Origin of the sequence: Paraburkholderia yinzeri, assembly GCF_046581065.1 — a bacterium.
Taxonomy (GTDB): Bacteria; Pseudomonadota; Gammaproteobacteria; order Burkholderiales; family Burkholderiaceae; genus Paraburkholderia.
Genome location: NZ_JBFOCJ010000001.1, coordinates 2,253,267 through 2,277,379, shown reverse-complemented (window position 1 = coordinate 2,277,379; position 24,113 = coordinate 2,253,267). Strand labels below are relative to the sequence as shown.

At 65.4% G+C, this 24,113-nt stretch carries 22 protein-coding genes; 14 read left to right on the top strand and 8 right to left on the bottom strand.

Going from position 1 to position 24,113, the window contains the following annotated elements; translation table 11 throughout:
* Positions 1-40 precede the first annotated feature (40 nt).
* Together clpB and WJ542_RS10870 are read right to left on the bottom strand one after the other, a co-directional pair.
* Positions 41-2,638, bottom strand: a complete 2,598-nt coding sequence (clpB, locus tag WJ542_RS10875; RefSeq protein WP_411189302.1) for an ATP-dependent chaperone ClpB — start codon at positions 2,636-2,638, stop codon at positions 41-43.
* Between the two features lie 168 nt (positions 2,639-2,806).
* Positions 2,807-3,358: an Rrf2 family transcriptional regulator gene (locus WJ542_RS10870; RefSeq protein WP_411189301.1), complete on the bottom strand. Its 552-nt coding sequence runs from the start codon at positions 3,356-3,358 to the stop codon at positions 2,807-2,809.
* 131 nt (positions 3,359-3,489) lie between these two features.
* Between WJ542_RS10870 and WJ542_RS10865 the strand changes: the two genes are divergently transcribed.
* On the top strand, positions 3,490-4,044 hold the full coding sequence (locus WJ542_RS10865) for a group III truncated hemoglobin (protein WP_411189300.1): 555 nt from the start codon (positions 3,490-3,492) through the stop codon (positions 4,042-4,044).
* A gap of 125 nt (positions 4,045-4,169) precedes the next feature.
* On the opposite strand, the gene WJ542_RS10860 is transcribed toward WJ542_RS10865, so the two are convergent.
* The 6 genes from WJ542_RS10860 to WJ542_RS10835 form a co-directional block, all read right to left on the bottom strand.
* On the bottom strand, positions 4,170-4,652 hold the full coding sequence (locus WJ542_RS10860; RefSeq protein ID WP_411189299.1) for a molybdenum cofactor biosynthesis protein MoaE: 483 nt from the start codon (positions 4,650-4,652) through the stop codon (positions 4,170-4,172).
* A gap of 21 nt (positions 4,653-4,673) precedes the next feature.
* Positions 4,674-4,931: a molybdopterin converting factor subunit 1 gene (gene moaD, locus WJ542_RS10855; protein ID WP_411189298.1), complete on the bottom strand. Its 258-nt coding sequence runs from the start codon at positions 4,929-4,931 to the stop codon at positions 4,674-4,676.
* Positions 4,932-4,941: 10 nt separating this feature from the next.
* Positions 4,942-6,177, bottom strand: coding sequence for a molybdopterin molybdotransferase MoeA (locus WJ542_RS10850; protein WP_411190526.1), 1,236 nt, complete (start codon positions 6,175-6,177; stop codon positions 4,942-4,944).
* Between the two features lie 178 nt (positions 6,178-6,355).
* The gene (gene thrC, locus WJ542_RS10845; protein WP_411189297.1) at positions 6,356-7,807 is read right to left on the bottom strand and encodes a threonine synthase; all 1,452 of its coding nucleotides are present in this window, start codon (positions 7,805-7,807) and stop codon (positions 6,356-6,358) included.
* A 21-nt stretch (positions 7,808-7,828) separates the two neighbouring features.
* On the bottom strand, positions 7,829-9,160 hold the full coding sequence (locus WJ542_RS10840) for a homoserine dehydrogenase (RefSeq protein WP_411189296.1): 1,332 nt from the start codon (positions 9,158-9,160) through the stop codon (positions 7,829-7,831).
* A 41-nt stretch (positions 9,161-9,201) separates the two neighbouring features.
* On the bottom strand, positions 9,202-10,449 hold the full coding sequence (locus tag WJ542_RS10835; RefSeq protein WP_411189295.1) for a pyridoxal phosphate-dependent aminotransferase: 1,248 nt from the start codon (positions 10,447-10,449) through the stop codon (positions 9,202-9,204).
* Between the two features lie 372 nt (positions 10,450-10,821).
* Here WJ542_RS10835 and WJ542_RS10830 point away from each other — a divergent pair, with 372 nt between their 5' ends.
* The 13 genes from WJ542_RS10830 to WJ542_RS10770 all read left to right on the top strand — a co-directional run bounded on the left by WJ542_RS10830 (position 10,822) and on the right by WJ542_RS10770 (position 24,061).
* Positions 10,822-11,196 (top strand): Mth938-like domain-containing protein, encoded by a 375-nt coding sequence (locus WJ542_RS10830; RefSeq protein WP_411189294.1) that lies wholly within the window; start codon positions 10,822-10,824, stop codon positions 11,194-11,196.
* A gap of 166 nt (positions 11,197-11,362) precedes the next feature.
* Positions 11,363-13,057: a glycosyltransferase family 39 protein gene (locus WJ542_RS10825; RefSeq protein WP_411189293.1), complete on the top strand. Its 1,695-nt coding sequence runs from the start codon at positions 11,363-11,365 to the stop codon at positions 13,055-13,057.
* A gap of 164 nt (positions 13,058-13,221) precedes the next feature.
* Positions 13,222-13,593, top strand: coding sequence for a DMT family transporter (locus WJ542_RS10820; protein WP_411189292.1), 372 nt, complete (start codon positions 13,222-13,224; stop codon positions 13,591-13,593).
* 117 nt (positions 13,594-13,710) lie between these two features.
* Positions 13,711-14,865 carry a DegT/DnrJ/EryC1/StrS family aminotransferase gene (locus WJ542_RS10815; protein WP_411189291.1) on the top strand — a complete coding sequence of 385 codons (1,155 nt, stop codon included), beginning with the start codon at positions 13,711-13,713 and terminating at the stop codon, positions 14,863-14,865.
* 132 nt (positions 14,866-14,997) lie between these two features.
* Positions 14,998-16,047 carry a glycosyltransferase gene (locus WJ542_RS10810; protein WP_411189290.1) on the top strand — a complete coding sequence of 350 codons (1,050 nt, stop codon included), beginning with the start codon at positions 14,998-15,000 and terminating at the stop codon, positions 16,045-16,047.
* Positions 16,044-17,015, top strand: coding sequence for a formyltransferase (locus tag WJ542_RS10805; protein ID WP_411189289.1), 972 nt, complete (start codon positions 16,044-16,046; stop codon positions 17,013-17,015). The genes WJ542_RS10810 and WJ542_RS10805 overlap by 4 nt, the downstream gene beginning before the upstream one ends.
* Entirely contained in the window at positions 17,012-18,058 is a 1,047-nt protein-coding gene (locus WJ542_RS10800; RefSeq protein ID WP_411189288.1) for a bifunctional UDP-4-keto-pentose/UDP-xylose synthase, read from the top strand. Before WJ542_RS10805 ends, WJ542_RS10800 begins: the two co-directional genes overlap by 4 nt.
* 25 nt (positions 18,059-18,083) lie before the next feature.
* A complete protein-coding gene (locus tag WJ542_RS10795) occupies positions 18,084-18,980 on the top strand; it encodes a polysaccharide deacetylase family protein (RefSeq protein ID WP_411189287.1) in 897 nt (298 codons plus the stop codon).
* 113 nt (positions 18,981-19,093) lie between these two features.
* On the top strand, positions 19,094-19,555 hold the full coding sequence (locus tag WJ542_RS10790; RefSeq protein ID WP_411189286.1) for a peroxiredoxin: 462 nt from the start codon (positions 19,094-19,096) through the stop codon (positions 19,553-19,555).
* An 81-nt stretch (positions 19,556-19,636) separates the two neighbouring features.
* The gene (locus WJ542_RS10785) at positions 19,637-19,813 is read left to right on the top strand and encodes a hypothetical protein (RefSeq protein WP_411189285.1); all 177 of its coding nucleotides are present in this window, start codon (positions 19,637-19,639) and stop codon (positions 19,811-19,813) included.
* A 115-nt stretch (positions 19,814-19,928) separates the two neighbouring features.
* A complete protein-coding gene (locus WJ542_RS10780; protein WP_411189284.1) occupies positions 19,929-21,752 on the top strand; it encodes a PhoH family protein in 1,824 nt (607 codons plus the stop codon).
* Positions 21,753-21,966: 214 nt separating this feature from the next.
* On the top strand, positions 21,967-23,136 hold the full coding sequence (locus tag WJ542_RS10775) for a C40 family peptidase (RefSeq protein ID WP_411189283.1): 1,170 nt from the start codon (positions 21,967-21,969) through the stop codon (positions 23,134-23,136).
* Positions 23,137-23,254: 118 nt separating this feature from the next.
* Positions 23,255-24,061, top strand: a complete 807-nt coding sequence (locus WJ542_RS10770; RefSeq protein WP_411189282.1) for an SDR family oxidoreductase — start codon at positions 23,255-23,257, stop codon at positions 24,059-24,061.
* Positions 24,062-24,113 lie beyond the last annotated feature (52 nt).

The window sequence follows — 24,113 nt, the reverse complement described above, 5'->3', positions numbered from 1 at the left end:
ACGGATCGCTCCGCTGCCCTTTTTATTCATAACACGCCGTTCAGTGCACGACGCGTTCGAACACCAGCTTGCCGTCGTACACATCGACCGGAATCACGTCTTTCGGACCGAACTTGCCCGCGAGAATCAGCTTCGCGACCGGATTCTCGATCTCCTGCTGGATCGCGCGCTTGAGCGGCCGAGCACCGAACAGCGGATCGTAGCCAACCTCGGCGATCTTCGCGAGCGCCTCGTCCGACACCACGAGTTCCATTTCGAGCTTCTCCAGACGTTCGCGCAGACGCTGCAACTGGATCTTCGCGATCGACTCGATGTTTTCCTTGCCGAGCGCGTGGAACACGACCACCTCGTCGATCCGGTTCAGGAACTCGGGGCGGAACTGCTGCTTCACTTCGTTCCAGACCGCGTCCTTCACCGCTTCCTGCGGCTCGCCCGCCATCGCCTGGATCAGATGCGAACCCAGGTTCGACGTCATCACGATCACCGTGTTCTTGAAGTCGACAGTGCGGCCCTGGCCATCGGTCATGCGGCCGTCGTCGAGCACCTGCAGCAGCACGTTGAACACGTCCGGGTGCGCTTTCTCGACCTCGTCGAGCAAGATCACGCTATACGGCTTGCGGCGCACGGCCTCGGTCAGATAGCCGCCCTCTTCGTAGCCCACGTAGCCCGGCGGCGCGCCGATCAAACGCGCGACACTGTGCTTCTCCATGAACTCGCTCATGTCGATGCGGATGAGATGTTCCTCCGAATCGAACAGGAAACCTGCCAGCGCCTTGCACAGCTCGGTCTTGCCCACGCCGGTCGGCCCGAGGAACAGGAACGAGCCATACGGCCGGTTCGGGTCCGCAAGACCGGCACGCGAACGGCGGATCGCGTCGGCCACCGCGGTGATCGCCTCGTCCTGGCCCACCACGCGCTCATGCAGCTTGTCTTCGATGAGCAGCAGCTTTTCGCGCTCGCCCTGCATCATGCGCGACACGGGAATACCGGTCGAGCGCGAGACGACTTCCGCGATTTCCTCCGCACCCACCTGCGTACGCAGCAGACGATGGCGCGTCGGGTTGTTCTGCTCGTCGGCCTCGGCCTGGGTGACCTGCTTCAATTGCGCATCGAGTTGCGGCAGTTTGCCGTACTGCAGTTCGGCGACCTTTTCGAGCTTGCCTTCGCGCTGAAATTTCGTAATCTCGGCTCGCACGCGGTCAATCTCTTCCTTGATCTGCGCGCTGCCCTGCACGGCCGCCTTCTCGGCGGTCCAGATTTCTTCGAGATCCTTATATTCGAGGCTCAGGCGGTCGATCTCTTCTTCGATCAGTTGCAGACGCTTCTGCGAGGCTTCGTCCTTTTCCTTCTTGACAGCTTCGCGCTCGATCTTCAACTGGATCAGACGGCGGTCGAGCTTGTCCATCTCTTCGGGCTTCGAATCGATTTCCATCTTGATCTTCGAAGCGGCTTCGTCGATCAGATCGATGGCCTTGTCGGGCAGGAAACGATCCGTGATGTAGCGGTGCGAGAGTTCCGCCGCCGCAACGATCGCCGGGTCGGTGATTTCCACGCCGTGGTGCAGTTCGTACTTCTCCTGCAGCCCGCGCAAGATCGCAATGGTCGCCTCGACCGACGGCTCGTCAACGAGCACCTTCTGGAAGCGGCGCTCCAGCGCGGCATCCTTTTCGATGTACTTGCGATATTCGTCGAGCGTGGTCGCGCCGATACAGTGCAGTTCGCCGCGCGAGAGCGCCGGCTTGAGCATGTTGCCCGCATCCATGGCGCCTTCGGCCTTGCCTGCGCCCACCATCGTGTGAATTTCGTCGATGAATACGATGGTCTGCCCTTCGTCCTTGGCAATGTCGTTCAGCACGGACTTCAGACGCTCCTCGAACTCGCCGCGATACTTCGCACCGGCGAGCAGCGCCGCCATGTCGAGCGACAGCACGCGCTTGCCCTTGAGCGTTTCCGGCACTTCGCCGTTGACGATGCGCTGCGCGAGCCCTTCGACGATCGCCGTCTTGCCCACGCCCGGCTCGCCGATCAGCACCGGATTGTTCTTGGTGCGGCGCTGCAGGATCTGGATCGAGCGGCGGATTTCGTCGTCGCGGCCGATCACGGGATCCAGCTTGCCGGCGCGGGCACGCTCCGTCAGGTCGACGGTGTATTTCTTGAGCGCTTCGCGCTGGCTTTCGGCATCCTGGCTGTTGACCTGCGCGCCGCCGCGCACGGAGACGATCGCCGCTTCGAGTGCTTTACGCGTGAGGCCATGTCGGCGCGCGATCTGACCCGCATCGCCCTTGTCCTCGGAGACGGCGAGCAGGAACATTTCGCTCGCGATGTAGCTATCCCCCAGCTTCTGCGCTTCCTTGTCGGCCTGATTGAGCAACCCCGCCAGTTCGCGGCCGATCTGCACGTTGCCGTCGGTGCCCTGCACCTGCGGCAGACGGTTGATCACGTCGTTGAGCGCGTTCTGCAGCGCCTGCACCTGCACGCCGGCCCGCGACATCAGCGAACGCGCGGAGCCGTCCTGCTGCGCAACCAGCGCGGCAAGCAGGTGAACCGGTTCGATGTACTGGTTATCGTGCCCGACCGCGAGGCTCTGGGCGTCGGAAATTGCTTCCTGGAACTTGGTGGTGAGTTTGTCGATTCTCATTTAAAACGAGACCTCCAGATTTTTAACTGTCACCAAATTTGAGGGGGATTGCGCCAGTTTCAACCTTGTTTATGTCAAATTTTCCGATTCCATGGCTCGGGCGTGCCTTGGAGCCTGTGGCAGGCAACCATGCGGCCGATTGTCATCCTGGCGGGTCGAGAACTCGAATCAGTGTTTGCGCGACGGCGAACGCGGTGCTGCTCCCGCAGTTGTCCCCGCGGTTGTCCCCGCGGTTGCCCCTGTTACCGCCCTTTTCTCAGGCCGCACCAGGACGATCGGCGCGAGTCCGAGCAGGCCCGCCAGTTCCGTCTTCGGTCGCGCGAGTTCGCCTATCGTATGGCGATCGAGTTCGGCGAGAAATGCGTCGCGCGCAGCCGCCAGCGCGTACTTGAGGCGGCAATGGGGTTCGATCGCGCAGTGGCGGCGCTCGCCGTTTTCGTCAGGAAAACAGCCGACCAGTGCGAAGTCGCTCTCGGTCTGCCTCACCACCTCGCCGACCGAAAGCGCGAGCGAATCCGCCGCCAGCCGCAGGCCGCCGTTCCGCCCGCGGATCGTGTCCACCCAGCCCAGTTCGCCAAGGCGCTGGACGACCTTCATCAGATGGTTTTTCGAAATGCCGTACGCGTCCGAAATTTCCTGGATCGTAGTAAGACCGTCGCGGCGCAGCGCGAGGTAGAGCATCACTCGCAGCGAGTAGTCGGTGTAGTCGGTCAGCTTCATGATTCTGGCGGCGCACGATAGAACGTCGAAGCCTGCACAATAACATGCAGGCACGGTGCACATTTTAGCGTGCCTGGGTATGATGCACGTTGGGTTCAAGCCGAACCCAACTCATCCGATTCGCCCGCAGCATGATGACCTCCACCGCCTCCACCCGCACCAGCGCCGCCGACCCGCGGCACGCCGAACCCGCGGAAGACAACATTCGCGAACTCGTTTACGCGTTCTATGACCGCGTGCGCGACGATGCCCTGCTCGGTCCGGTCTTCGACAGCGTGCTCTCGGGGCGCTGGGACGACCATCTGCCGAAAATGTGCCGCTTCTGGACCAGCCTCGTCCTCGGCACCAAAAGCTACCGCGGCAACGTGCAGCAGGTGCATCAACCGCTGCCGGGCATCGAGCCCCGGCATTTCAGCCGCTGGCTCTATCTGTTCCTCGATACGGTCGAGTCGCGCTATCAGCCTGCTGCCGCCGTGCAGTTCATGGAACCGGCCCTGAGAATCGCGCAGAGCCTGCAATTGAGCCGCTTCGGCTGGGATTACACCATTCCCGCCGAGCAGCAGGCGCTGCTCGAGCGCGTCGCTCCGCGCCGCCGGCCGCCGGGTGTCGACGACGATCACGACTTGCCGGTCCGTCCGGCTGGCGAACCGTTTCCGGCGAAAATCGTCGGCCAGGCGATGGATTGATTCGAAGCGCCGCGCGCGGGGTTCGCCGCGCGTGTGGCGTGGTTAGCGCGGAATGGCTGTTAGTTGCGTTTTAGATGCTCGATGTGAATCTTGCATTTCCGCGCCTCGGGCATCAAGACCGCGCCCTACTCTTTCGCCTGCACTCCATTCCCCGAATCCACGCCCCAGCGTGCGAGGGCCGCATCATCGCTCACGCGGGCGTCCACCCACCGGGCGCCCTGCTCCGTCTCCTCCTTCTTCCAGAACGGCGCCTCGGTCTTGAGGTAGTCCATCACGAACTCGCACGACGCGAACGCGTCGCCACGGTGCATCGAGGTCGTCGCCACCAGCACGATCTGGTCGAGCGGCGCGAGCTTGCCCACCCGATGCACGATCAGCACCTCGATATCGGGCCAACGCCGCTGCGCCTCGGCCACGATGCGCTCGAGCGCCTTCTCGGTCATGCCCGGATAGTGCTCCAGCTCCATCGCCGCGACGGTGCTGCCCTCATTCAGATCGCGCACGGTGCCGACGAAGCACGCCACAGCGCCAATCGCCGGATTGCGCGCGCGCAGTTGCGCGACCTCCGTCGTCAGGTCGAAATCTTCGGTTTGCACGCGCACGGGCATGGCCGCTCTCCTCCTCGCGCCTCAGCCGCCCGTCACGGGCGGAAAGAACGCCACCTCGCAGCCTTCGGTGATGCGCGTGCCCGGCTCCGTCATGACGTGATTGCAGGCCATGCGCAACGTGCGGCCTTCCGCCAGCGTCTCGGCCCAGGCGCCCCCTCGCGCGCGCAGCCAGCCGCGCACGTCGCCAACCGTCGCGATGCCGTCGGGCACCGTCACCGATTCCTGCGCCACGCCCAATGCTTCGCGCACGCTCGCAAAAAATCTCAACTGGATCTTCATGAAGTCCGGCTCAATACAGCAATTCAGTAAAAGGGATGAAGCGCACCGTCTCGCCCGCGCTGATCGCGTGATTGGGCGGATTGTCGATCAGGCCGTCGCCCCAGACCGTGGACGTCAACACCGCCGAGCTCTGGTTCGGGAACAGATCGAGCCCGCCCGCCCCGTTCACGCGCGCGCGCAGGAATTCGTTGCGCCGGTCGGCCTTCGCCTGCGTGAAATCGGCGCGCAGCGAAAGCGCGCGCGGATTCACCTGGGTCGCGCCGGCGAGGCGCAGCAGAAACGGCCGCACGAACAGCAGGAAGGTCACGAAGCTCGATACCGGATTGCCCGGCAGGCCGATGAAGAACGCCTCGTCGCCCGACGCGCCCGCCGTCTCGCCGCGCCGCACCGCGCCGAACGCCAGCGGCTTGCCCGGCTTCATGGCGATCTGCCACATCGAGAGCCGCCCTTCGGCTTCCACGGCCGGCTTGACGTGATCTTCCTCGCCCACCGATACGCCGCCGCAGGTCAGAATCAGATCGTGACCGGCGGCCGCCTCGCGCAGGGTCGCGCGCGTCGCATCCAGCCGGTCCGGCACGATGCCGTAGTCCGTTACCTCGCAGCCGAGATTGCGCAGCAGCCCGTTGAGCGTGTAGCGGTTCGAGTTGTAGATCGCGCCGGGGCGCAGCGGCTCGCCGGGCATCGTCAGTTCGTCGCCCGTGAAGAACACTGCGACCTTGACGCGGCGCACGACCGCGAGCGTCGCGCAGCCCACCGATGCCGCGAGGCCGAGCGCCTGCGGCGTGAGCCGCGTGCCGGCGGGCAGGATGACCGAGCCCTTGCGGATATCCGCGCCCTGCACCGTGATCCATTCGCCGGCCTTGGGCGTGTGCAGAAAGGTCACCTCGCCTTCCGCGGCTTCCGTCTGCTCCTGCATGACCACCGCGTCCGCGCCGGGCGGCACGGTCGCCCCCGTGAAAATGCGCGCGGCCGTGCCCGCCGCCAGCGGCTGCGGGGCGTAGCCCGCGGGAATGCGCTGCGACACCGGCATATGCCGGTTGCCCTGCACGAGATCGGCCACGCGCACCGCGTAGCCGTCCATCGCGCTCGTGTGCATCGGCGGCACGTCGAGCGGCGAAACGACGTCGACCGCCAGCACGCGGTTCAGCGCGTCGAGCGTCGGCAGCGTTTCGGTCGCATCGGCGGTGCCGGCGATTGGCCGGGCCGCGCCGAGCAGCGTTGCAAGGGCGTCGGCGGTGGAAAGCATCGGCGCGCGCGGCGCCGGTGCGGAAGTGGGGGAAGTGGACATCGGAGCGGCTGGCAGGCGGCCGCGGGGCCGCCTTCAACGGTTGGTCTGCCGTTATTGTAGCGGCGCGGACGCGGCGTTGCGCCGCGTCCTTCGTATGCCGCGGATTCGGGCCGCGATCGTCCGGGAACGGCCCGGATCAGTCCGCCGTGTGGGCGGCGATGTAGTCCTTCACGCGCTGGACGTCGGCCGGCACGACTTCGAAACGCTGCGGCAGCGATTCGAGCCCGGCGAACGCGGCCGGACGCTCGGCCTCGCGGTCGAGCGCCTCGCGAATCGTCTCGCCGAACTTGATCGGCTGCGCCGTTTCCAGCACGACCATCGGCACGCCGGGCTGCAGATGCTCGCGCGCGACCTTCACGCCGTCAGCCGTATGCGTGTCGATCATCGTGTTGTAGCGCGAAAAAACGTCGCGGATCGTCGCGATGCGGTCAGCGTGGCTGCTGCGGCCCGAAACGAAGCCGAACTGCTGCACGCGCACGAAGTCGCCGCTCGCCGCGAGATCGAAGCCGCCCTTCTCCTCCACGTCGCGAAAGAGTTGCGTGACGCGCGCCGGATCGCGGCCGAGCAGGTCATAGACGAAGCGCTCGAAGTTCGAAGCCTTCGAGATATCCATGCTCGGGCTGCTCGTGTGCCATGTTTCCGCCGAGCCGCGTACGCGGTAGATGCCGGTGCGAAAGAATTCGTCGAGCACGTCGTTTTCGTTGGTCGCCACGACGAGCTTTTCGATGGGCAGGCCCATCATGCGCGCGATATGGCCCGCGCAGACGTTGCCGAAGTTGCCCGAGGGCACCGTAAAAGCGACGCGCTCGTCGTTGCTCTTCGTGGCCGCGAAATAGCCCGCGAAGTAGTAGACGACCTGCGCGACGACGCGCGCCCAGTTGATCGAGTTGACCGTGCCGATCTTTTGCTTCGCTTTGAATGCGTGATCGTTCGAGACGGCCTTGACGATGTCCTGGCAGTCGTCGAACACGCCTTCGACCGCGAGGTTGAAGATATTCGGATCCTGCAGGCTGAACATCTGCGCCGTCTGGAACGCGCTCATTTTCTTGTGCGGCGAGAGCATGAACACGCGCACGCCCTTCTTCCCGCGCATCGCGTACTCGGCGGCGCTGCCCGTGTCGCCCGAAGTCGCGCCCAGAATATTCAGTTGCTGGCCGGCCTTTGCGAGCGTGTACTCGAACAGGTTGCCGAGCAGTTGCATCGCCATGTCCTTGAACGCGAGCGTCGGGCCGTTCGAGAGTTCGAGCAACGAAAGCCGCGCGCCGTTCTCCTCGCCTAGCGTAGTGAGCGGCGTGATCCGGCTGGCGTCCTCGCCGTGGCGCACGTTGCAATAGGTCGCGGCCGTGTAGGTACGGCGCGTGATGTCGCGCAGATCTTCGGCGGGAATGTCGTCGCAGAACTTCGAGAGGATCTCGAACGCGAGATCCGCGTACGAGAGACCGCGCCAGCGCGCGAGCTCATCGGCCGTGACCTGCGGGTACTGCGCCGGCAGATACAGGCCGCCGTCGCGCGCGAGGCCGCCCAGCAGGATGTCCGAGAACGAGTGATGTTCGCCGGCGCCCGCGCCGCGCGTGGATACGTAATTCATTGCCATCGCCTTAAATACGCCTTAGTTCAGTCCTTCCATGCGCAGCTTCGTCACCGACGACTTCACCGTCGCCAGCTTCTCGATCTGCGCGATCGCCGCGTTCACGTTCTTTTCGACCGTGATGTGCGTGATCAGGATGATGTCGGTTTCCGCCTTGCCCTGCGCGTCGATCTGCTCCGATTCCTTCTGCAGCAGCGCGTCGATCGAAATGCCGCTGTCGGCCAGGATGCGGGTGATGTCGGCCATCACGCCCGTCTGGTCGGCCACGCGCAGGCGCAGGTAGTAGCCGCTCGTCACTTCGTCGATCGGCAGGATCGGCGTGTTCGAGAGGCTGTCCGGCTGGAACGCGAGGTGCGGCACGCGATGCTCGGGGTCGGCCGTGTGCAGGCGCGTGACGTCCACGAGATCGGCGACCACGGCGGAGGCCGTCGGCTCCGCGCCCGCGCCCTTGCCGTAGTAAAGCGTCGTGCCCACGGCGTCGCCGTGCACGACCACCGCGTTCATCGCGCCTTCCACGTTCGCGAGCAGGCGCTTGGCGGGAATCAGCGTGGGATGCGTGCGCAGCTCGATGCCCTTTTCCGTGCGGCGCGCGATGCCGAGAAGCTTGATGCGATAGCCTAGTTCTTCGGCGTACTTGATGTCGATGGCGTCGAGCTTGCTGATGCCTTCCACGTAGGCCTTGTCGAACTGCACCGGCACGCCGAACGCGATCGCGCTCATGATCGTGGCCTTGTGCGCGGCGTCCACGCCCTCGATGTCGAAGGTCGGATCGGCCTCGGCATAGCCGAGTTCCTGCGCGGCCTTCAATGCCGTCGCGAAGTCGAGGCCGCGCTCGCGCATCTCCGAAAGAATGTAGTTCGTCGTGCCGTTGATGATGCCCGCGATGTACTGGATGCGGTTCGCCGTCAGGCCTTCGCGCAGCGCCTTGATGATGGGAATGCCGCCCGCCACCGCCGCTTCGAACGCCACCATCACGCCCTTCGCGCGCGCCGCCTGGAAAATCTCGGTGCCATGGACCGCCAGCAGCGCCTTGTTCGCGGTGACGACGTGCTTGCCGTTCGCGATGGCGCGCAGCACAAGGTCCTTCGCGAGCGTCGTGCCGCCGATCATTTCGGCAATGATCGAAATCGACGGATCGTCAGCCACCGCGTTGAAGTCGGTCGTCAATTCGACCGTGCCGGCCTCGCTGCCGAGCGCCGCCGTCGCCTTGGCCGGATTGCGCACGGCAATGCGCGCGATCTCGATGCCGCGGCCCGCGCGGCGTTTGATTTCTTCCTGGTTGCGGCGCAGTACCGTGAAGGTGCCGCTGCCCACCGTGCCGAAGCCCAAGAGACCTACTTTGATCGGTTCCATGCAGCGTGTGTTCGTCTAAGAGTTTGAAAGGGAATCGGGATTCAGTTGCCGTGCTGCTTGCGATAGCCGTCGAGGAAACGCGCGATGCGGTTGATCGAATCGGTCAGGTCGTCCACGTTCGGCAGGAACACCACCCGGAAGTGGTCCGGCTGCTTCCAGTTGAAACCCGTGCCCTGCACGAGCAACACGCGCTCCTGCAGCAGCAGGTCGAGAATGAACTGCTGGTCGTTCTGGATCGGATAAAGCTTCGGGTCGAGGCGCGGGAACATGTAAAGCGCCGCCTCGGGCTTCACGCAGCTCACGCCGGGAATCGCCGTCAGCATCTCATAGGCGAGTTCGCGCTGGCGATAGAGGCGCCCGCCGGGCTGGATCAGCTCGTTGATGCTCTGGTAGCCGCCCAGCGCCGTCTGGATCGCGTACTGGCCCGGCACATTCGCGCACAGGCGCATCGACGCCAGAATGCCGAGGCCTTCCGTGTAGTCCTTCGCGTGGCGGCGGTTCTCGCCCGTCATGCCGGAAAGGAACATCCAGCCCGCGCGGTAGCCGCACGCGCGATAGCTTTTTGACAGGCTGTTGAACGTGACCGTGATCACGTCTTCGGAAAGCGAGCCGAGCGCCGTGTGCGTCTTGCCGTCGTAGACGATCTTGTCGTAGACCTCGTCGGCGAACAGGATCAGGCCGTGCTCGCGTGCGATGGCGACGAGGCCGCGCAGCAGGTCGTCCGAATAGAGCGCGCCGGTCGGGTTGTTCGGGTTGATGACGACGAGCGCCCGCGTGTTCGGCGTGATCTTCGCCCGAATGTCGTCCAGGTCGGGCATCCACGCGTTCGATTCGTCGCAGATGTAATGGACCGGCGTGCCGCCCGACAGACTCACCGCGGCCGTCCACAGCGGATAGTCGGGCGCCGGCAGCAGCACTTCGTCGCCGTCGTTCAGGAGCGCCTGCATGGCCATCACGATCAGTTCGGAGGCGCCGTTGCCGATGTAGATGTCGTCGAGCTCGACCCCCTTGATGTCCTTTTGCTGGGCGTAATGCATGATCGCCTTGCGCGCGGCGAACACCCCCTTCGAATCCGAATAGCCCGACGAACTTGGCAGGTTCAGGATCATGTCCTGAATGACCTCGTCCGGCGCGTCGAAGCCGAACGGGGCGAGATTACCGATATTCAGCTTGATGATGCGGTGGCCTTCTTCTTCGAGGCGCTTCGCATGTTCGAGCACCGGTCCGCGAATGTCGTAGCAGACATTCTGGAGTTTGTTGGATTTCAGGATCGGTTTCAAAGCGGGCAATCCGGTTAATAAAGTGGGCTAGATCGGGCCAGACACCCGTGGGCACCCGCGCGCCACCGGCCAGGCCGGGACATCGACAAGGTTGATCGATGGGGTCAAAACGCGGGCCGCAGCGAAGGACGGTGGCCACGGCTGACGCCGGGCGCACGTCTTGTCCCGTCCTGGGTGGTGTCCCCCGGGGTTGCCTCGTGGTGTATTGCCTCTTGTTGACGGCAGGCCGAGCAGCGGCCGAACAGCTCGTGGCGACGGCGCGCGAAGCGTGGAACGCCGCAGCAGCGGCTAAAAAGTTATAATTTAGCGGATATTGGTCAACTTCCGCAATGCGCAAGACGCCACGGCGTTACCCGAACCGCGACAATCCGGAAACCCGTTTTGAAACTACACCAGGACTCGAGCGGCGCCCTCAACACCGTCACCGGCTACGGCACCGACTACGTCGAAATCAATCTCGAACGCCACGAAAGCAGCATCATCGTCCTGCCCGACGTGCCAGTCGTCCCCTGGCCGGTGAATGCGTTCGATGCCTTGACTCCCGAACTCTTCGAAATGCTGCTGCCGAACGCGCCGGAAGTGGTGCTGTTCGGCAGCGGCTCCCGCCTGCGCTTTCCGCATCCGCGCCTGACGGCCGCGCTTGCGGCGAAGCGCATCGGCGTGGAGGCAATGGACATCCAGGCGGCCTGCCGCACCTACAACATCCTGATGGCCGAGGGCCGCCGGGTCGCCGCCGCGCTCTTGATCGAACCCTGATCCTGTTCGAGCCTCGATCGTGTTGATCGTGCCTTAAGCCCGCATTAAGCCCACGAGCCGCGCGATGACGTACACTTGCGCGCCGCGCCGACGCGCGGCCGGCGCCGCGAGTCGACAACGGTCCGCCATGCTTCACGAACCCCGAACGCCATAATAGTCTGGAACCATGAACGAAACGCTTTCGAGGCCCCCGCTCAACCGCGCTGCGATCCTGCTCCTCATCGTGGCGCTCGCCGTGATCTGGTTCGTGCCGCTCGGCTGGCGCCACCTGCTGCCCAGCGACGAAGGCCGCTACGCCGAAATGGCCCGCGAAATGCTCGCCACCGGCGACTGGATCACGCCGCGCTACAACGGCTACAAGTACTTCGAGAAGCCGCCGCTGCAGACCTGGGCGAACGCGCTCACGTTCGCGTGGTTCGGCCTCGGCGAATGGCAGGCGCGCCTCTACACGGCGCTCGCGGGCTTCGCGGGCGTCCTGCTGATCGGCTTTACGGGCGCGCGCGTGTTCAACGCGGCGACGGGCTTCTTCGCGGCGCTCGTGCTGGCCACGGGGCCGTACTGGTACCTGATGGGCCACTTCAACACGCTCGACATGGGCCTGTCGTTCTGGATGGAGCTCACGCTCTGCGCCCTGCTGCTCGCCCAGCGCCCCGGCCTGCCAAAGAGCCAGGTGCGGCTGTGGATGTGGGTCTGCTGGGCCGCGATGGCCCTCGCCGTGCTCTCGAAGGGCCTGATCGGCCTGATCCTGCCCGGCGCGGTGCTCGTGCTCTACACCTTCGTTTCGCGCGACTGGGCGCTCTGGAAGCGGCTCTACCTCGTGAGCGGGTTGATCATGTTCTTCGCGGTCGTCTCGCCGTGGTTCGTCCTCGTGCAGGAGCGCAACCCCGAATTCTTCAACTTCTTCTTCATCGTCCAGCAGTTCCGCCGCTACCTGACGCCCGAGCAGAACCGCCCCGGCGCATTCTGGTACTTCGTGCCAGTCATGCTGGTGGGCTTTCTGCCGTGGCTTTCCGTGAGCGTGCAGAGCCTGCGCCACGCGCTCGCCACGCCGCGCCAGCCCAACGGCTTCGCCCCCGTCACGCTGATGCTGGTCTGGAGCGCCTTCATCTTCCTCTTCTTCAGCGCCTCGCACTCGAAGCTGATCTCATACACGCTGCCGATCGCCCCGCCGCTCGCGCTCGTGATCGGCCTCTACCTGCCGCTGATGAAGCGGGAACAGTGGCGCCGCCACCTGGCCGGCTACCTGTTCCTCTGCCTGGCGCTGGCCTTTGGCTCGTTCTACCTGACGCGCCTCGGCGATGCGCGCAACCCGAATGCGCTCTACCGCGAGTTCCAGGTCTGGGTGTTCGCGGCGGCCGCGGTCGCGTTCGTGGCGACGGCCGTCGGCTTGTGGCTGAACCGCGCGAAGCGCACGCCGGGCACCGGCGCCGCCGCGCCGGCGCTTGCCCAGGGCGCCGCCTGGCTCCTGCTCGCCACGATTGCCGGCACGGGCCACGATGTCTTCGGCACGCTCAGTTCGGGCGCGCCGCTCGCGCCGGCCGTGCGCGCCGCCATTGCGAAGCTGCCGCCCGATACGCCGTTCTACTCGGTGGGCGTGCTCGATCACACACTGCCGTTCTACGTGCGCCACACCATGACGATGGTCGAGGTCACCGACGAACTCGCCTTCGGCATTTCCGAGGAACCCAATAAATGGATCCCGACCATCGCCGACTGGGAGCAGCGCTGGAAGGCCGACCGCTATGCGCTGGCGCTGATTCCGGCCCAGCGCTACAGCGAACTGGCCGCGCAGGGTCTGCCGATGCAGGTGGTCGCCCGCGACACCCGCCGCGTCATCGTCGAAAAGCCTGACTCGCCCTGACACGGCGGCGGCCGGGTGCGGCGCCTGAGCGATAATCGCGCCCGGGCGCAGCCGGCAAACCGGAAGCCGATGCCGCACCAGCCTCAGAATTTGCCCCCTAAGAGTTTGACCCCTAAGAGTTTGACCCCTAAAAATTTGACCCTATATATAGCCGGACCCGCCCGATGAATCCGATATCCCTCTTCTGCATCCTTGCCGGCGTCGCCCTGAATGCGTGCGCGCAACTGTTGCTCAAGGCCGGTGTCAATGCCGTTGGACACTTCGAATTCAGCCGTGCGAACATCCTGCCCATCGGCCTGAAGCTTGCCACCCAACTGCCGATCATCGGCGGGCTGGGCTGTTATGTGGTGAGCGTAGTTGTCTGGATCGTCGGTCTGTCGCGTGTGGACGTCTCGATCGCCTACCCGATGCTCTCGCTCGGCTACGTGGTCAACGCGTTCGCGGCGTGGTACCTGTTCGGCGAGCCGCTCACCGTCCAGCGGCTTGTCGGCATCGGCATCATTCTGATTGGCGTGGTGGTGCTCGCGCGCAGCTAGTGTGCGCTCCCGCGCGCCAGGAACTTGCAGCCGGCGCATTGCGCCTCAACATTACAATTCAGCAAGGCTTGCCGTCCGCCTTGCGCTTCGTCCCATTTTTTCACGAGCCCTGCACCCATGACCCAGTCCAGCGTTGCGTTCCTGCCGTTCGTCAGGCCCGAGATCGACGAAGAAACCATTCAGGGCGTCGTCGACGTGCTGCGTTCGGGCTGGATCACGACCGGTCCGCAGAACCAGGCGTTCGAGGCCGCCCTCTCGGAATTCTGCGGCGGCCGTCCGGTGCGCACCTTCAACTCGGGCACGGCCACGCTCGAAATCGGCCTGCGCATCGCGGGCGTGGGCCCCGGCGACGAGGTCATCACCACGCCGGCCTCCTGGGTCGCGACGAGCAACGTGATCTATGAAGTGGGCGCCACGCCCGTCTTCGCCGACATCGACCCCGTCACGCGCAACATCGACCTCGACAAGCTCGAAGCTGTCATCACGCCGCGCACCAGGGCCATCATCCCGGTGTTCCTCGCGGGCCTGCCCGTCGACATGGACCGCCTCTACGCCATCGCCCGCCAGCACAAGCTGCGCGTGGTCGAGGACGCGGCCCAGGCGTTCGGCTCAACGTGGAACGGCAAGCGCATCGGCGCGCTCGGCGATATCGTCTCGTTCAGCTTCCACGCGAACAAGAACCTCACGTCCATCGAGGGCGGCGCACTCGTCCTCAATGACGAGGCCGAGGCCGTGCTCGCCCAGAAGTACCGTCTGCAGGGCGTCACGCGCACCGGCTTCGACGGCATGGACTGCGACGTGCTCGGCGGCAAGTACAATCTCACGGATGTCGCGGCCCGCGTCGGCCTCGGCCAGCTTCGCCACCTCGGGCGTTTCATCGAGCAGCGGCGCAAGCTGGCGCGCGCGTACTTCGCGCGCTTCGAAGGCGGCGCGGCCGTGAAGCTCGGCGTCGGCCTGCCGGTGGCGGACTTCGCGAACAGCAACTGGCACATGTTCCAGATCACGCTGCCGCTCGAACGCCTCACCTTGAGCCGCGCGGGATTCATGGAACAGTTGAAGGAACGTGGCATCGGCTCGGGCGTGCACTACCCGGCGATCCACCTCTTCACGCTCTATCGCGAGCGCGGCTTCAAGGCGGGCATGTTCCCGCACGCCGAGCGGTTCGGCACGACCACGGTCACGCTGCCGCTCTTCACGCAGATGACGGAAGACGACGTGGCGCGCGTGTGCCGCGCCGTGAACGAAATTTGCGAGCAGTACAGCCAGGGCTGAAAACCTGGCTTGCCGGCCACAGCAGCACGCGCGTACGGACGCGGGCCGAAGCCTTGACAGGGAAAGGCATCCGTACACGTGACCGATACACCACGCGCAAGCGCTACGAATACATACGGAAAAGACGCACTCATGAGTCAAACGGAACAACGCACCTTGACGAGGCTAGAGCCGGAAGTCTCGGTCATCATTCCGGTCTACAACGAGGAAGCCGGGCTCGCGGCGCTGTTCGCGCGCCTGTACCCGGCGCTCGACAAGCTCGGCGCCGCGTATGAAATCATCTTCATCAACGACGGCAGCCGCGACCGCTCGGCCGCGATGCTCGCGGAGCAGTTCCGAGCGCGTCCCGACACCACGCGCGTGATCCTGCTCAATGGCAACTACGGCCAGCACATGGCGATCCTCGCGGGCTTCGAGCAGGCCCGCGGCCAGATCGTCATCACGCTCGACGCGGACCTGCAGAATCCGCCCGAAGAAATCGGCAAGCTCGTCGAGAAGATGCGCGAAGGCTACGACTACGTCGGCACCATCCGCATGCAGCGCCAGGACAGCCTGTGGCGCCGCAAGGCCTCGCAGATGATGAACCGTCTGCGCGAGCGCATCACGCGCATCAAGATGACCGACCAGGGCTGCATGCTGCGCGCCTACAGCCGCCACATCATCGACACCATCAACCGCTGCGGCGAGATCAACACGTTCATCCCGGCGCTTGCCTACACGTTCGCGCAGAACCCGGTCGAGGTCGAGGTCGCGCACGAAGAGCGCTTCGCGGGCGAATCGAAGTACTCGCTCTACAGCCTCATCCGCCTGAACTTCGACCTCGTCACCGGCTTCTCCGTCGTGCCGCTGCAGTGGCTGTCGTTCATCGGCGTGATCCTCTCGCTCGGCTCGGCCGGCCTCTTCGTCCTCCTGCTGATCCGGCGCTTCATCATCGGCGCGGAAGTGCAAGGCGTGTTCACGCTGTTCGCCATCACGTTCTTCCTGCTCGGCGTGATCATCTTCGCGCTCGGCCTGCTCGGCGAGTACATCGGCCGCATCTACCAGCAGGTGCGGGCGCGTCCGCGCTATCTCGTGCAGACCATCCTCGAAGAGCGCAACGGCGAGGCCATCGCCGCCGCACCGCGCCAGGACCTGGTCCAGCCCGTGCAGTCCGCCGCGCAAGGCATGGGGATGCAGAAATGAAACCGCGCGCCGTCGTTTTCGCTTATCACAACGTCGGCGTACGCTGCCTGCAGGTGCTGCTCGCAGGCGGCGTGGACGTCGCGCTCGTGGTCACTCACGAAGACAGCCCGACCGAAAACATCTGGTTCGGCAGCGTGAAATCGATGGCCGAAGCGCATGGCATCGACGTCGTCACGCCCGCCGACCCGAAAAGCGCCGAGTTGCGCGCAGCCGTTTCCGCGGCGCGCCCGGACTTCATCTTCTCGTTCTACTACCGGCACATGCTGCCGACCGACCTGCTCGCGCTTGCCGCGCGCGGCGCGTACAACATGCACGGCTCGCTGCTGCCGAAGTACCGCGGCCGCGTGCCGACCAACTGGGCGGTGCTCAACGGCGAAACGGAAACCGGCGCGACGCTGCACGAAATGGCGGCGAAGCCCGACGCGGGTGCGATTGTTGCGCAAACGCCGGTGCCGATCCTGCCCGACGACACGGCCGCGCAGGTCTTCGACAAGGTGACGGTGGCCGCCGAGCAAACGCTCTGGCGCGTGCTGCCCGCGCTGGTCGCCGGCGAAGCGCCGCACCTGCCGAACGATCTCTCGCAGGGCAGCTACTTCGGCGGCCGCAAGCCGGAAGACGGCCGCATCGACTTCGGCCAGAGCGCCCAGCAGGTCTACAACCTGATCCGCGCCGTTGCGCCGCCCTATCCGGGCGCGTTCACGGATATCGGCGGCGAGCGCTTCGTGATTGCCCGCGCGCGCCTGGCCCGGCCGGGCGCGACGCCGGCGGCGCTGTCGCAACCGGGCGCACAGTCGGGCAGATTGCCCCCCGGTATCCACGTAAGCGATAATGCGCTTTTCGCCCTCTGCGGCGATGGCCGCGCCATCGCGATCCACGAACTGCGGCACCAGCGAAATGAAAGCGGTGAAGAAACCGTCATCACGCCCGCCGCGTTCGCCGAACTCACTTCATCCGCTTCCCGTCAATGAAAAAAGTCCTGATCCTGGGTGTGAACGGCTTCATCGGCCACCACCTCTCCAAGCGCATCCTCGAAACCACGAACTGGGAAGTGTTCGGCATGGACATGCAAACGGACCGCCTCGGCGATCTCGTCAAGCATGAGCGGATGCACTTCTTCGAAGGCGACATCACGATCAACAAGGAGTGGGTCGAATACCACGTCAAGAAGTGCGACGTGATCCTGCCGCTCGTCGCGATCGCCACGCCCGCCACCTACGTGCAGCAGCCGCTGCGCGTGTTCGAACTCGACTTCGAGGCGAACCTGCCCATCGTGCGTTCGGCCGTGAAGTACCGCAAGCACCTCGTGTTCCCCTCGACCTCCGAGGTCTACGGCATGTGCTCCGACGAGCAGTTCGACCCGGACGCCTCGGCGCTGACCTATGGCCCGATCAACAAGCCGCGCTGGATCTACGCGTGCTCGAAACAGCTCATGGATCGCGTGATCTGGGGCTACGGCATGGAAGGCCTGAACTTCACGCTGTTCCGTCCGTTCAACTGGATCGGCCCGGGCCTCGACTCGATCTACACGCCGAAAGAAGGTTCGTCGCGCGTCGTCACGCAGTTCCTCGGCCACATCGTGCGCGGCGAGAACATCAGCCTCGTCGACGGCGGCGCGCAAAAGCGCGCGTTCACCGACATCGACGACGGCATCGAAGCGCTCATGAAGATCATCGAGAACAAGAACGGCGTGGCCTCGGGCAAGATCTACAACATCGGCAACCCGACCAACAACTTCTCGGTGCGCGAACTCGCGCACAAGATGCTCGCGCTCGCCGCCGAGTTTCCCGAGTACGCGGAAACGGCGAAGAAGGTGCAGCTCGTCGAAACCTCGTCGGGCGCGTACTACGGCGCGGGCTACCAGGACGTGCAGAACCGCGTGCCGAAGATCGACAACACGATGCAGGAGCTCGCCTGGGCGCCGAAGTCGACCTTCGACGAAGCGCTGCGCAAGATCTTCGAGGCGTATCGCGGCCATGTGGCCGAGGCGCGCGCCCTCGTCGAGCAGCAATAACGCCTCACGCGAAGGACCCTGCCACTTGGCCCGCATCGTCCTCAAGATCGACGTCGACACGCTGCGCGGCACGCGCGAAGGCGTGCCGAATCTCGCCCGCATCTTCGACCGCTACAAGGCGCGCGCAACGTTCCTCTTCAGCCTCGGCCCGGACCACACGGGCTGGGCGCTGCGCCGCGTGTTTCGCCCAGGCTTTCTGAAGAAGGTGTCGCGTACGTCCGTGGTCGAGCACTACGGCGTGAAACAGTTGATGTACGGCGTGCTGCTGCCCGGCCCCGACATCGGCGTGCGCGCCGCGGCCGAGATGCGTGCGATCCACGAAGCCGGTTTCGAATGCGGCATCCACACGTGGGACCATGTGTACTGGCAGGACAATGTGCGCAGCCGCGAGCGCGACTGGACCGCGCGCGAGATGCAGAAGAGCCATGAGCGCTTCACGCAGATCTTCGGCGCGCCGCCCGTCACGCACGGCGCGGCCGGCTGGCAGATGAACGAGGCCGCCTTCGAACAGATCGACGCCTGGGGCATGCGCTACGCGTCGGACGGGCGCGGGCACTCGCCGTATCTGCCGGTCGTGGAAGGCCGAGCGCTGAGCCACGTGCAGATGCCGACCACGCTGCCCACGCTCGACGAAGTGCTCGGCGTGGACGGTGTCGACACCGGTAGCGTTGCCGCCTGGATGCTCAAGCTCACGGCAAACAACCCGCACGACCAGGTGTTCACGCTGCATGCGGAACTGGAAGGCCAGAAACTCGCGCCGGTGTTCGAGCAGTTGCTCGCGGGCTGGCGCGCGCAAGGCCACACGTTTGCCACGATGGGCGACTACCATGCGACGCTGGACCGCGACTCGCTGCCATCGTACCCTGTTACCTGGGGCGAGATCACCGGCCGCTCCGGCCAGTTGATCGTCCAGCCCGACTGAATTCGCCGTCCGCACGCGCTTTTCCCGTCTCTCTCGCGTCCTGGACGGCGCCGGTCTGGCGATGCGCCGCGCCGCGCCCGCGCTACGCCCGACAATAACAACCGGAGGACCTCGTGCCCATCGCAGTCGACCAGCCCGTTCCCGACTTCACCGCACCCGCTACCGGCGGCGACTTCACGCTCTCCCGCCTCAAAGGCAGCAAGGTCGTGCTGTATTTCTACCCGAAGGACAACACCCCGGGCTGTACGACCGAGGGCCTGCAGTTCCGCGACCTCAATCCGAAGTTCAAGAAGGCGGGAGCGCAGATCGTCGGCGTGTCGCGCGACAGCGTGCGCTCGCACGATAACTTCAAGGCCAAGCTCGAATTGCCGTTTACCTTGGTATCGGACGGCGATGAAGCGCTCTGCACGCTCTTCAACGTCATCAAAATGAAGAAAATGTATGGCAAAGAAGTACGTGGCATCGAACGCTCCACCTTCCTTATCGACGCCGATGGCGTGTTGCGCCGCGAGTGGCGCGGCATCAAGGTTCCGGGCCATGTCGACGAGGTCCTGGAGGCTGTACAAGCGCTTTGAGGCGCGTTATATTGGGCTGCAATGAGTGCCTGTCCACCCCATTTTTTTTCGCATTGCCGCGGTTTCGCCAACGGTCACAGGATGACCGCTCAAGCCCTGCCGCGCCGCGAAGCAGTCAAGCCGCTTGCCTCGTCAGTCGGGGCGGCGGCTTTTTTGTTTGCTCTCACTCCCTCTACGTCGCACCGGCTTAGCGACCCGGTGCGCGTCAACGCCAAGGAGCCGATCGAAAACCAGGCGAACCGGCATTTCCAGACCTGAGCGCGCACCCAGCGCGGCAGCGGCGGGCGCCCACCCGGCACCCGAGCGCGCCGCCCGAAAGCGCACCGCACGGTTAACACCGCGCCCACTCGACCCGATTTTTTCGAGGGACACCATGCCTTTGCCTACCCCCCCCAGCAAGCTCGGCAATCTGCTGCCGCCCGAGGAATACAAGGCGCGCGCGCGTAACACGCGCAGCACGCGCAAGGCGGCGAGCGAAAACGACGCGCTCGACGTTGCCGAATACGGCGCTGCGAGCGTCGCCGAGCCAATGACGCCGGCCGCCAACGCCGCCACGACGTTGCGCACGGTGCCGCTGCCCGTCGGCAGCGCCGAGCTGGCCGCGCTCGAACCCGTGGCGCCCGCGACCGCCCGCAAACGCAAACAGACCGCGGCGCTCCTGCAGCCGATGGAAGTGGATGCCGATACCGAGGCTCCGGTTGCCCGCAGCGACAAACCCGGCGCAGGCAAAACCTCCGGCGCGACGCCCGCACCGGGCACGCGCGGCACCGCCAGGAAACGCCTGCATCCCGAAGAAGGTGTCGAAGTCCGCAAGCTCTTCGTGCTCGACACGAACGTGCTGATGCACGACCCGACCTGCCTTTTCCGCTTCGAGGAACACGACGTCTATCTGCCGATGATGACGTTGGAGGAGCTCGACAACCACAAGAAGGGCATGTCGGAAGTGGCGCGCAACGCGCGCCAGGTGAGCCGCACGCTCGACCAGCTCGTCGCGAATGCGGGCCCGATCTCCGAAGGCATTTCGCTGGCGCGCCTCGGCAGCCGCGAAGCGCTCGGACGCCTGTATTTCCAGACCACGCTCACGCACATCGATCCGGTGGACGGCCTGCCCGAAGGCAAGGCGGACAACCAGATCCTCGGCGTCGTGCGCGCGCTGCAGCGCGACCGGCCGGACCGGCTCGTCGTGCTGGTGTCGAAAGACATCAACATGCGCATCAAGGCGCATGCGCTCGGCCTGCCCGCGGAAGACTATTTCAACGACCAGGTTCTCGAAGACAAGGACCTGCTCTACTCGGGCATCCGCGCGCTGCCGCAGGACTTCTGGACGAAGCACGCGAAGGGCATGGAATCGTGGCAGGACACGAAGTCCGGCACGACCTACTACCGCGTGACAGGTCCGGAATGCGCGTCGATGCTCGTGAACGAGTTCGTCTACCTGGAGCCGCAAAACGGCGAGCCCGCCTTCCACGCGATCGTGCGCGAACTCAACGGCAAGACGGCGCTCCTGCAGACGCTGCGCGACTACGGCCACCACAAGAACAACGTGTGGGGCATCACGGCGCGCAACCGCGAGCAGAACTTCGCGCTGAACCTGCTGATGAATCCCGACATCGACTTCGTGACGCTGCTCGGCCAGGCCGGCACGGGCAAGACGCTCGTGGCGCTCGCGGCCGGCCTCGCGCAGGTGCTCGACGACAAGCGCTACAACGAGATCATCGTGACACGCGCGACGGTGCCCGTCGGCGAGGACATCGGCTTCCTGCCCGGCACGGAAGAGGAAAAGATGCAGCCGTGGATGGGCGCCTTCGACGACAACCTCGAAGTGCTCCAGAAAACCGACGACGCCGCCGGCGAATGGGGCCGCGCCGCGACGCAGGAGCTGATCCGCTCGCGCCTGAAGGTCAAGAGCATGAACTTCATGCGCGGACGCACGTTCGTCGACAAGTACCTGATCATCGACGAGGCGCAGAACCTCACGCCGAAGCAGATGAAGACGCTCGTCACGCGCGCGGGTCCGGGCACGAAGATCGTGTGTCTCGGCAATATCGCGCAGATCGATACGCCCTATCTGACCGAAGGCAGCTCGGGCCTCACGTACGTCGTCGATCGCTTCAAGGGCTGGGCGCACAGCGGCCACGTCACGCTCGCGCGTGGCGAGCGTTCGCGTCTGGCGGACTACGCGTCAGACATCCTGTAAGCGCGTTTCACGCCCTCTGAGCCTCACCCGAAGGACCGTTCCGGATCGCCGGATACGGTCCTTTTTTCATGGCGCGACGTGCCCGGGAAGCAACATCTTTCGTACGAACTTCAAGTAAATTATCAAGAATTCTTGCGAACGCCCCGCTGGACGGGCTACCATCGGCGCATTACCGGCTACCCCCGGGTGGATATCGTCGCCCGAGCGTTGTTCCATGCGCCGACTCTGGCTTCCGTTACTGATCGTGGTTTTTCTTGCTGCCTGCTCCAGCGCGCCGGAAAGGGTCTCGCGCAGCAGCGGTTCGTCCACGACCGCCGACGCCTGGCGCACCCGGCCGCCGGGCTTCCCCGATTTCGTCGACCACAGCATCGGCCGCGAGGAAATCTCGATCGAGGCCATGGGGCTGGTGGGCATACCCTACCGCTGGGGCGGAAATACGCCCGACAGCGGCTTCGATTGCAGCGGCCTCGTCAAATACGTGCTCGCGCGGGCGGCTTCCGTGGACCTGCCGCGCACCACCGCCGAAATGAGCGAGCGCGGCCAGAGCATCAACCCCGACGAAATCGCGGCCGGCGACCTCGTATTCTTCAACACGACCGGGCGGGCGCATTCGCACGTGGGCATCTATGTCGGCAAGCTGCGTTTCGTGAACGCGCCTTCGACCGGTGGAACCGTGCGGCTCGACTATCTGACCAACCCTTACTGGGCGAAGCGCTTCGACGGCATCCGCCGGATGGCGCCGCCGAGGCAGACACCGGCGCCGTTCGAGACGCCGACGTGGGAGGCGTCCGCGCCGGCGCAGCGTCCGGACGCCGTCACCGCTGTCACGCCTGCGCCCGCACCGGTGGTGGCGGCGGCTGTCGCGGCGCCTCCCGCTGCGCGAACAATGCCTTCCGATCAGAATCGCCTGACGGCTGCCGCAGCGCCGGTTGCGGCTGCGCCGGCGTATGCCCCGGTTGCGGCGCCAGCTCCGGCGACCTCCGCTCAAGCTGACGCGTTCGAGCCGCCGCCCGCAACACTGGGCGCGGCCCAAACACAGGCGCGTCAAGCCGGGGCGCTTACGCCGAACGTGGCGGCACCGGTTGCTGGCGCGGCTGCCAATGACGGCATCGCACTGGCGACTTCGGCCGCCGCAACTCCCGCGGCACTGCCTTCCGCTGGCGCGCAGCCCGACCCGATCGACGCCGCCGCGGACGCCTTCGAGCCGCCGCCACCGGCCGCCGCCACAGCCGAGCGCCAGGCCGCGCGGGCCGGTTCGGTTGCCGTCGCACCGGCCGGAGAACCGGTGCAGATCCTGCGCGCCTCGACGGCGGGCACGCCACAGCGCGCACCCACGCAATCGAGCGACGACCCCATCGCCCGCTTCGCCAACGGCGGCGACTGACACCCTGTGCCTCGCGCAGCGCCACGACCCCTGGCCGGACGGCCAACGCGGTTTGCGCTCCCCGCTGTGTCTGCTATCGTCTTGATACCCCTTTCGTAGCGAGGCAAGCGAGGCAGCGATGGATCTCGGACTCAACAACAAGGTGGTTCTGATCACCGGCGGCAGCAAAGGTATCGGCCTCGCCTGCGCCCGGGCGTTTGCGAGAGAAGGTGCGCGGGTTGCCATCGTCTCGCGCGATCCCGCCAATCTGGCCCGCGCGCGCGAACAACTGGCCAGCGAGGGACTGCATGTGCACCTCACGCGCGCTGACCTGCACGAACCGCACAGCGCCGCGGATGTGGTCGAAGACGTCTCGACGAGCGTCGGCCCGATCGACGTGCTCGTCAACAGCGCGGGCGCCGCCCGCCGCTACGATCCCGAGACGCTCGACGCCGAAGCTTTCAAGGCGACCATGGAAGCCAAGTACTTCCCGTACATCTACCCGCAGCAAGAGGTGCTGCGCCGCATGGTGGAGCGTGTGAAAACCGGCGCGGCCGCCGAGCCCGGCACGATCGTCAACATCATCGGCATGGGCGGCAAGTACGCGAGCGACATCCATATCGCGGGGGGCGCCGCCAATGCGGCGCTGATGCTCGCCACCGTGGGGCTCGCTCACTATCATGCGCGCTACGGCATTCGCATCAACGCAATCAATCCCGGCGCGACGCTCACGGAGCGCCTGCAGGAAGCGTTGATCCTGGAAGCAGGACGGGAAGGAATCGACAAAGATGCGGCGCTCGCGCGCGGCGAGGCCAAGGTGCCGCTCGGGCGATATGCGAAACCCGAGGAAATTGCGGATGTGGCGCTCTTCCTGGCAAGCCGCCGGGCGAGCTATGTGACAGGAGCGCTCATCCCGATGGACGGCGCCTCGGCACCAATTCTCTGAGGTATCCGCGAAAAGCTGCCCGGCGCGGCCTGCCGCCGCGCCGGGCATTGCG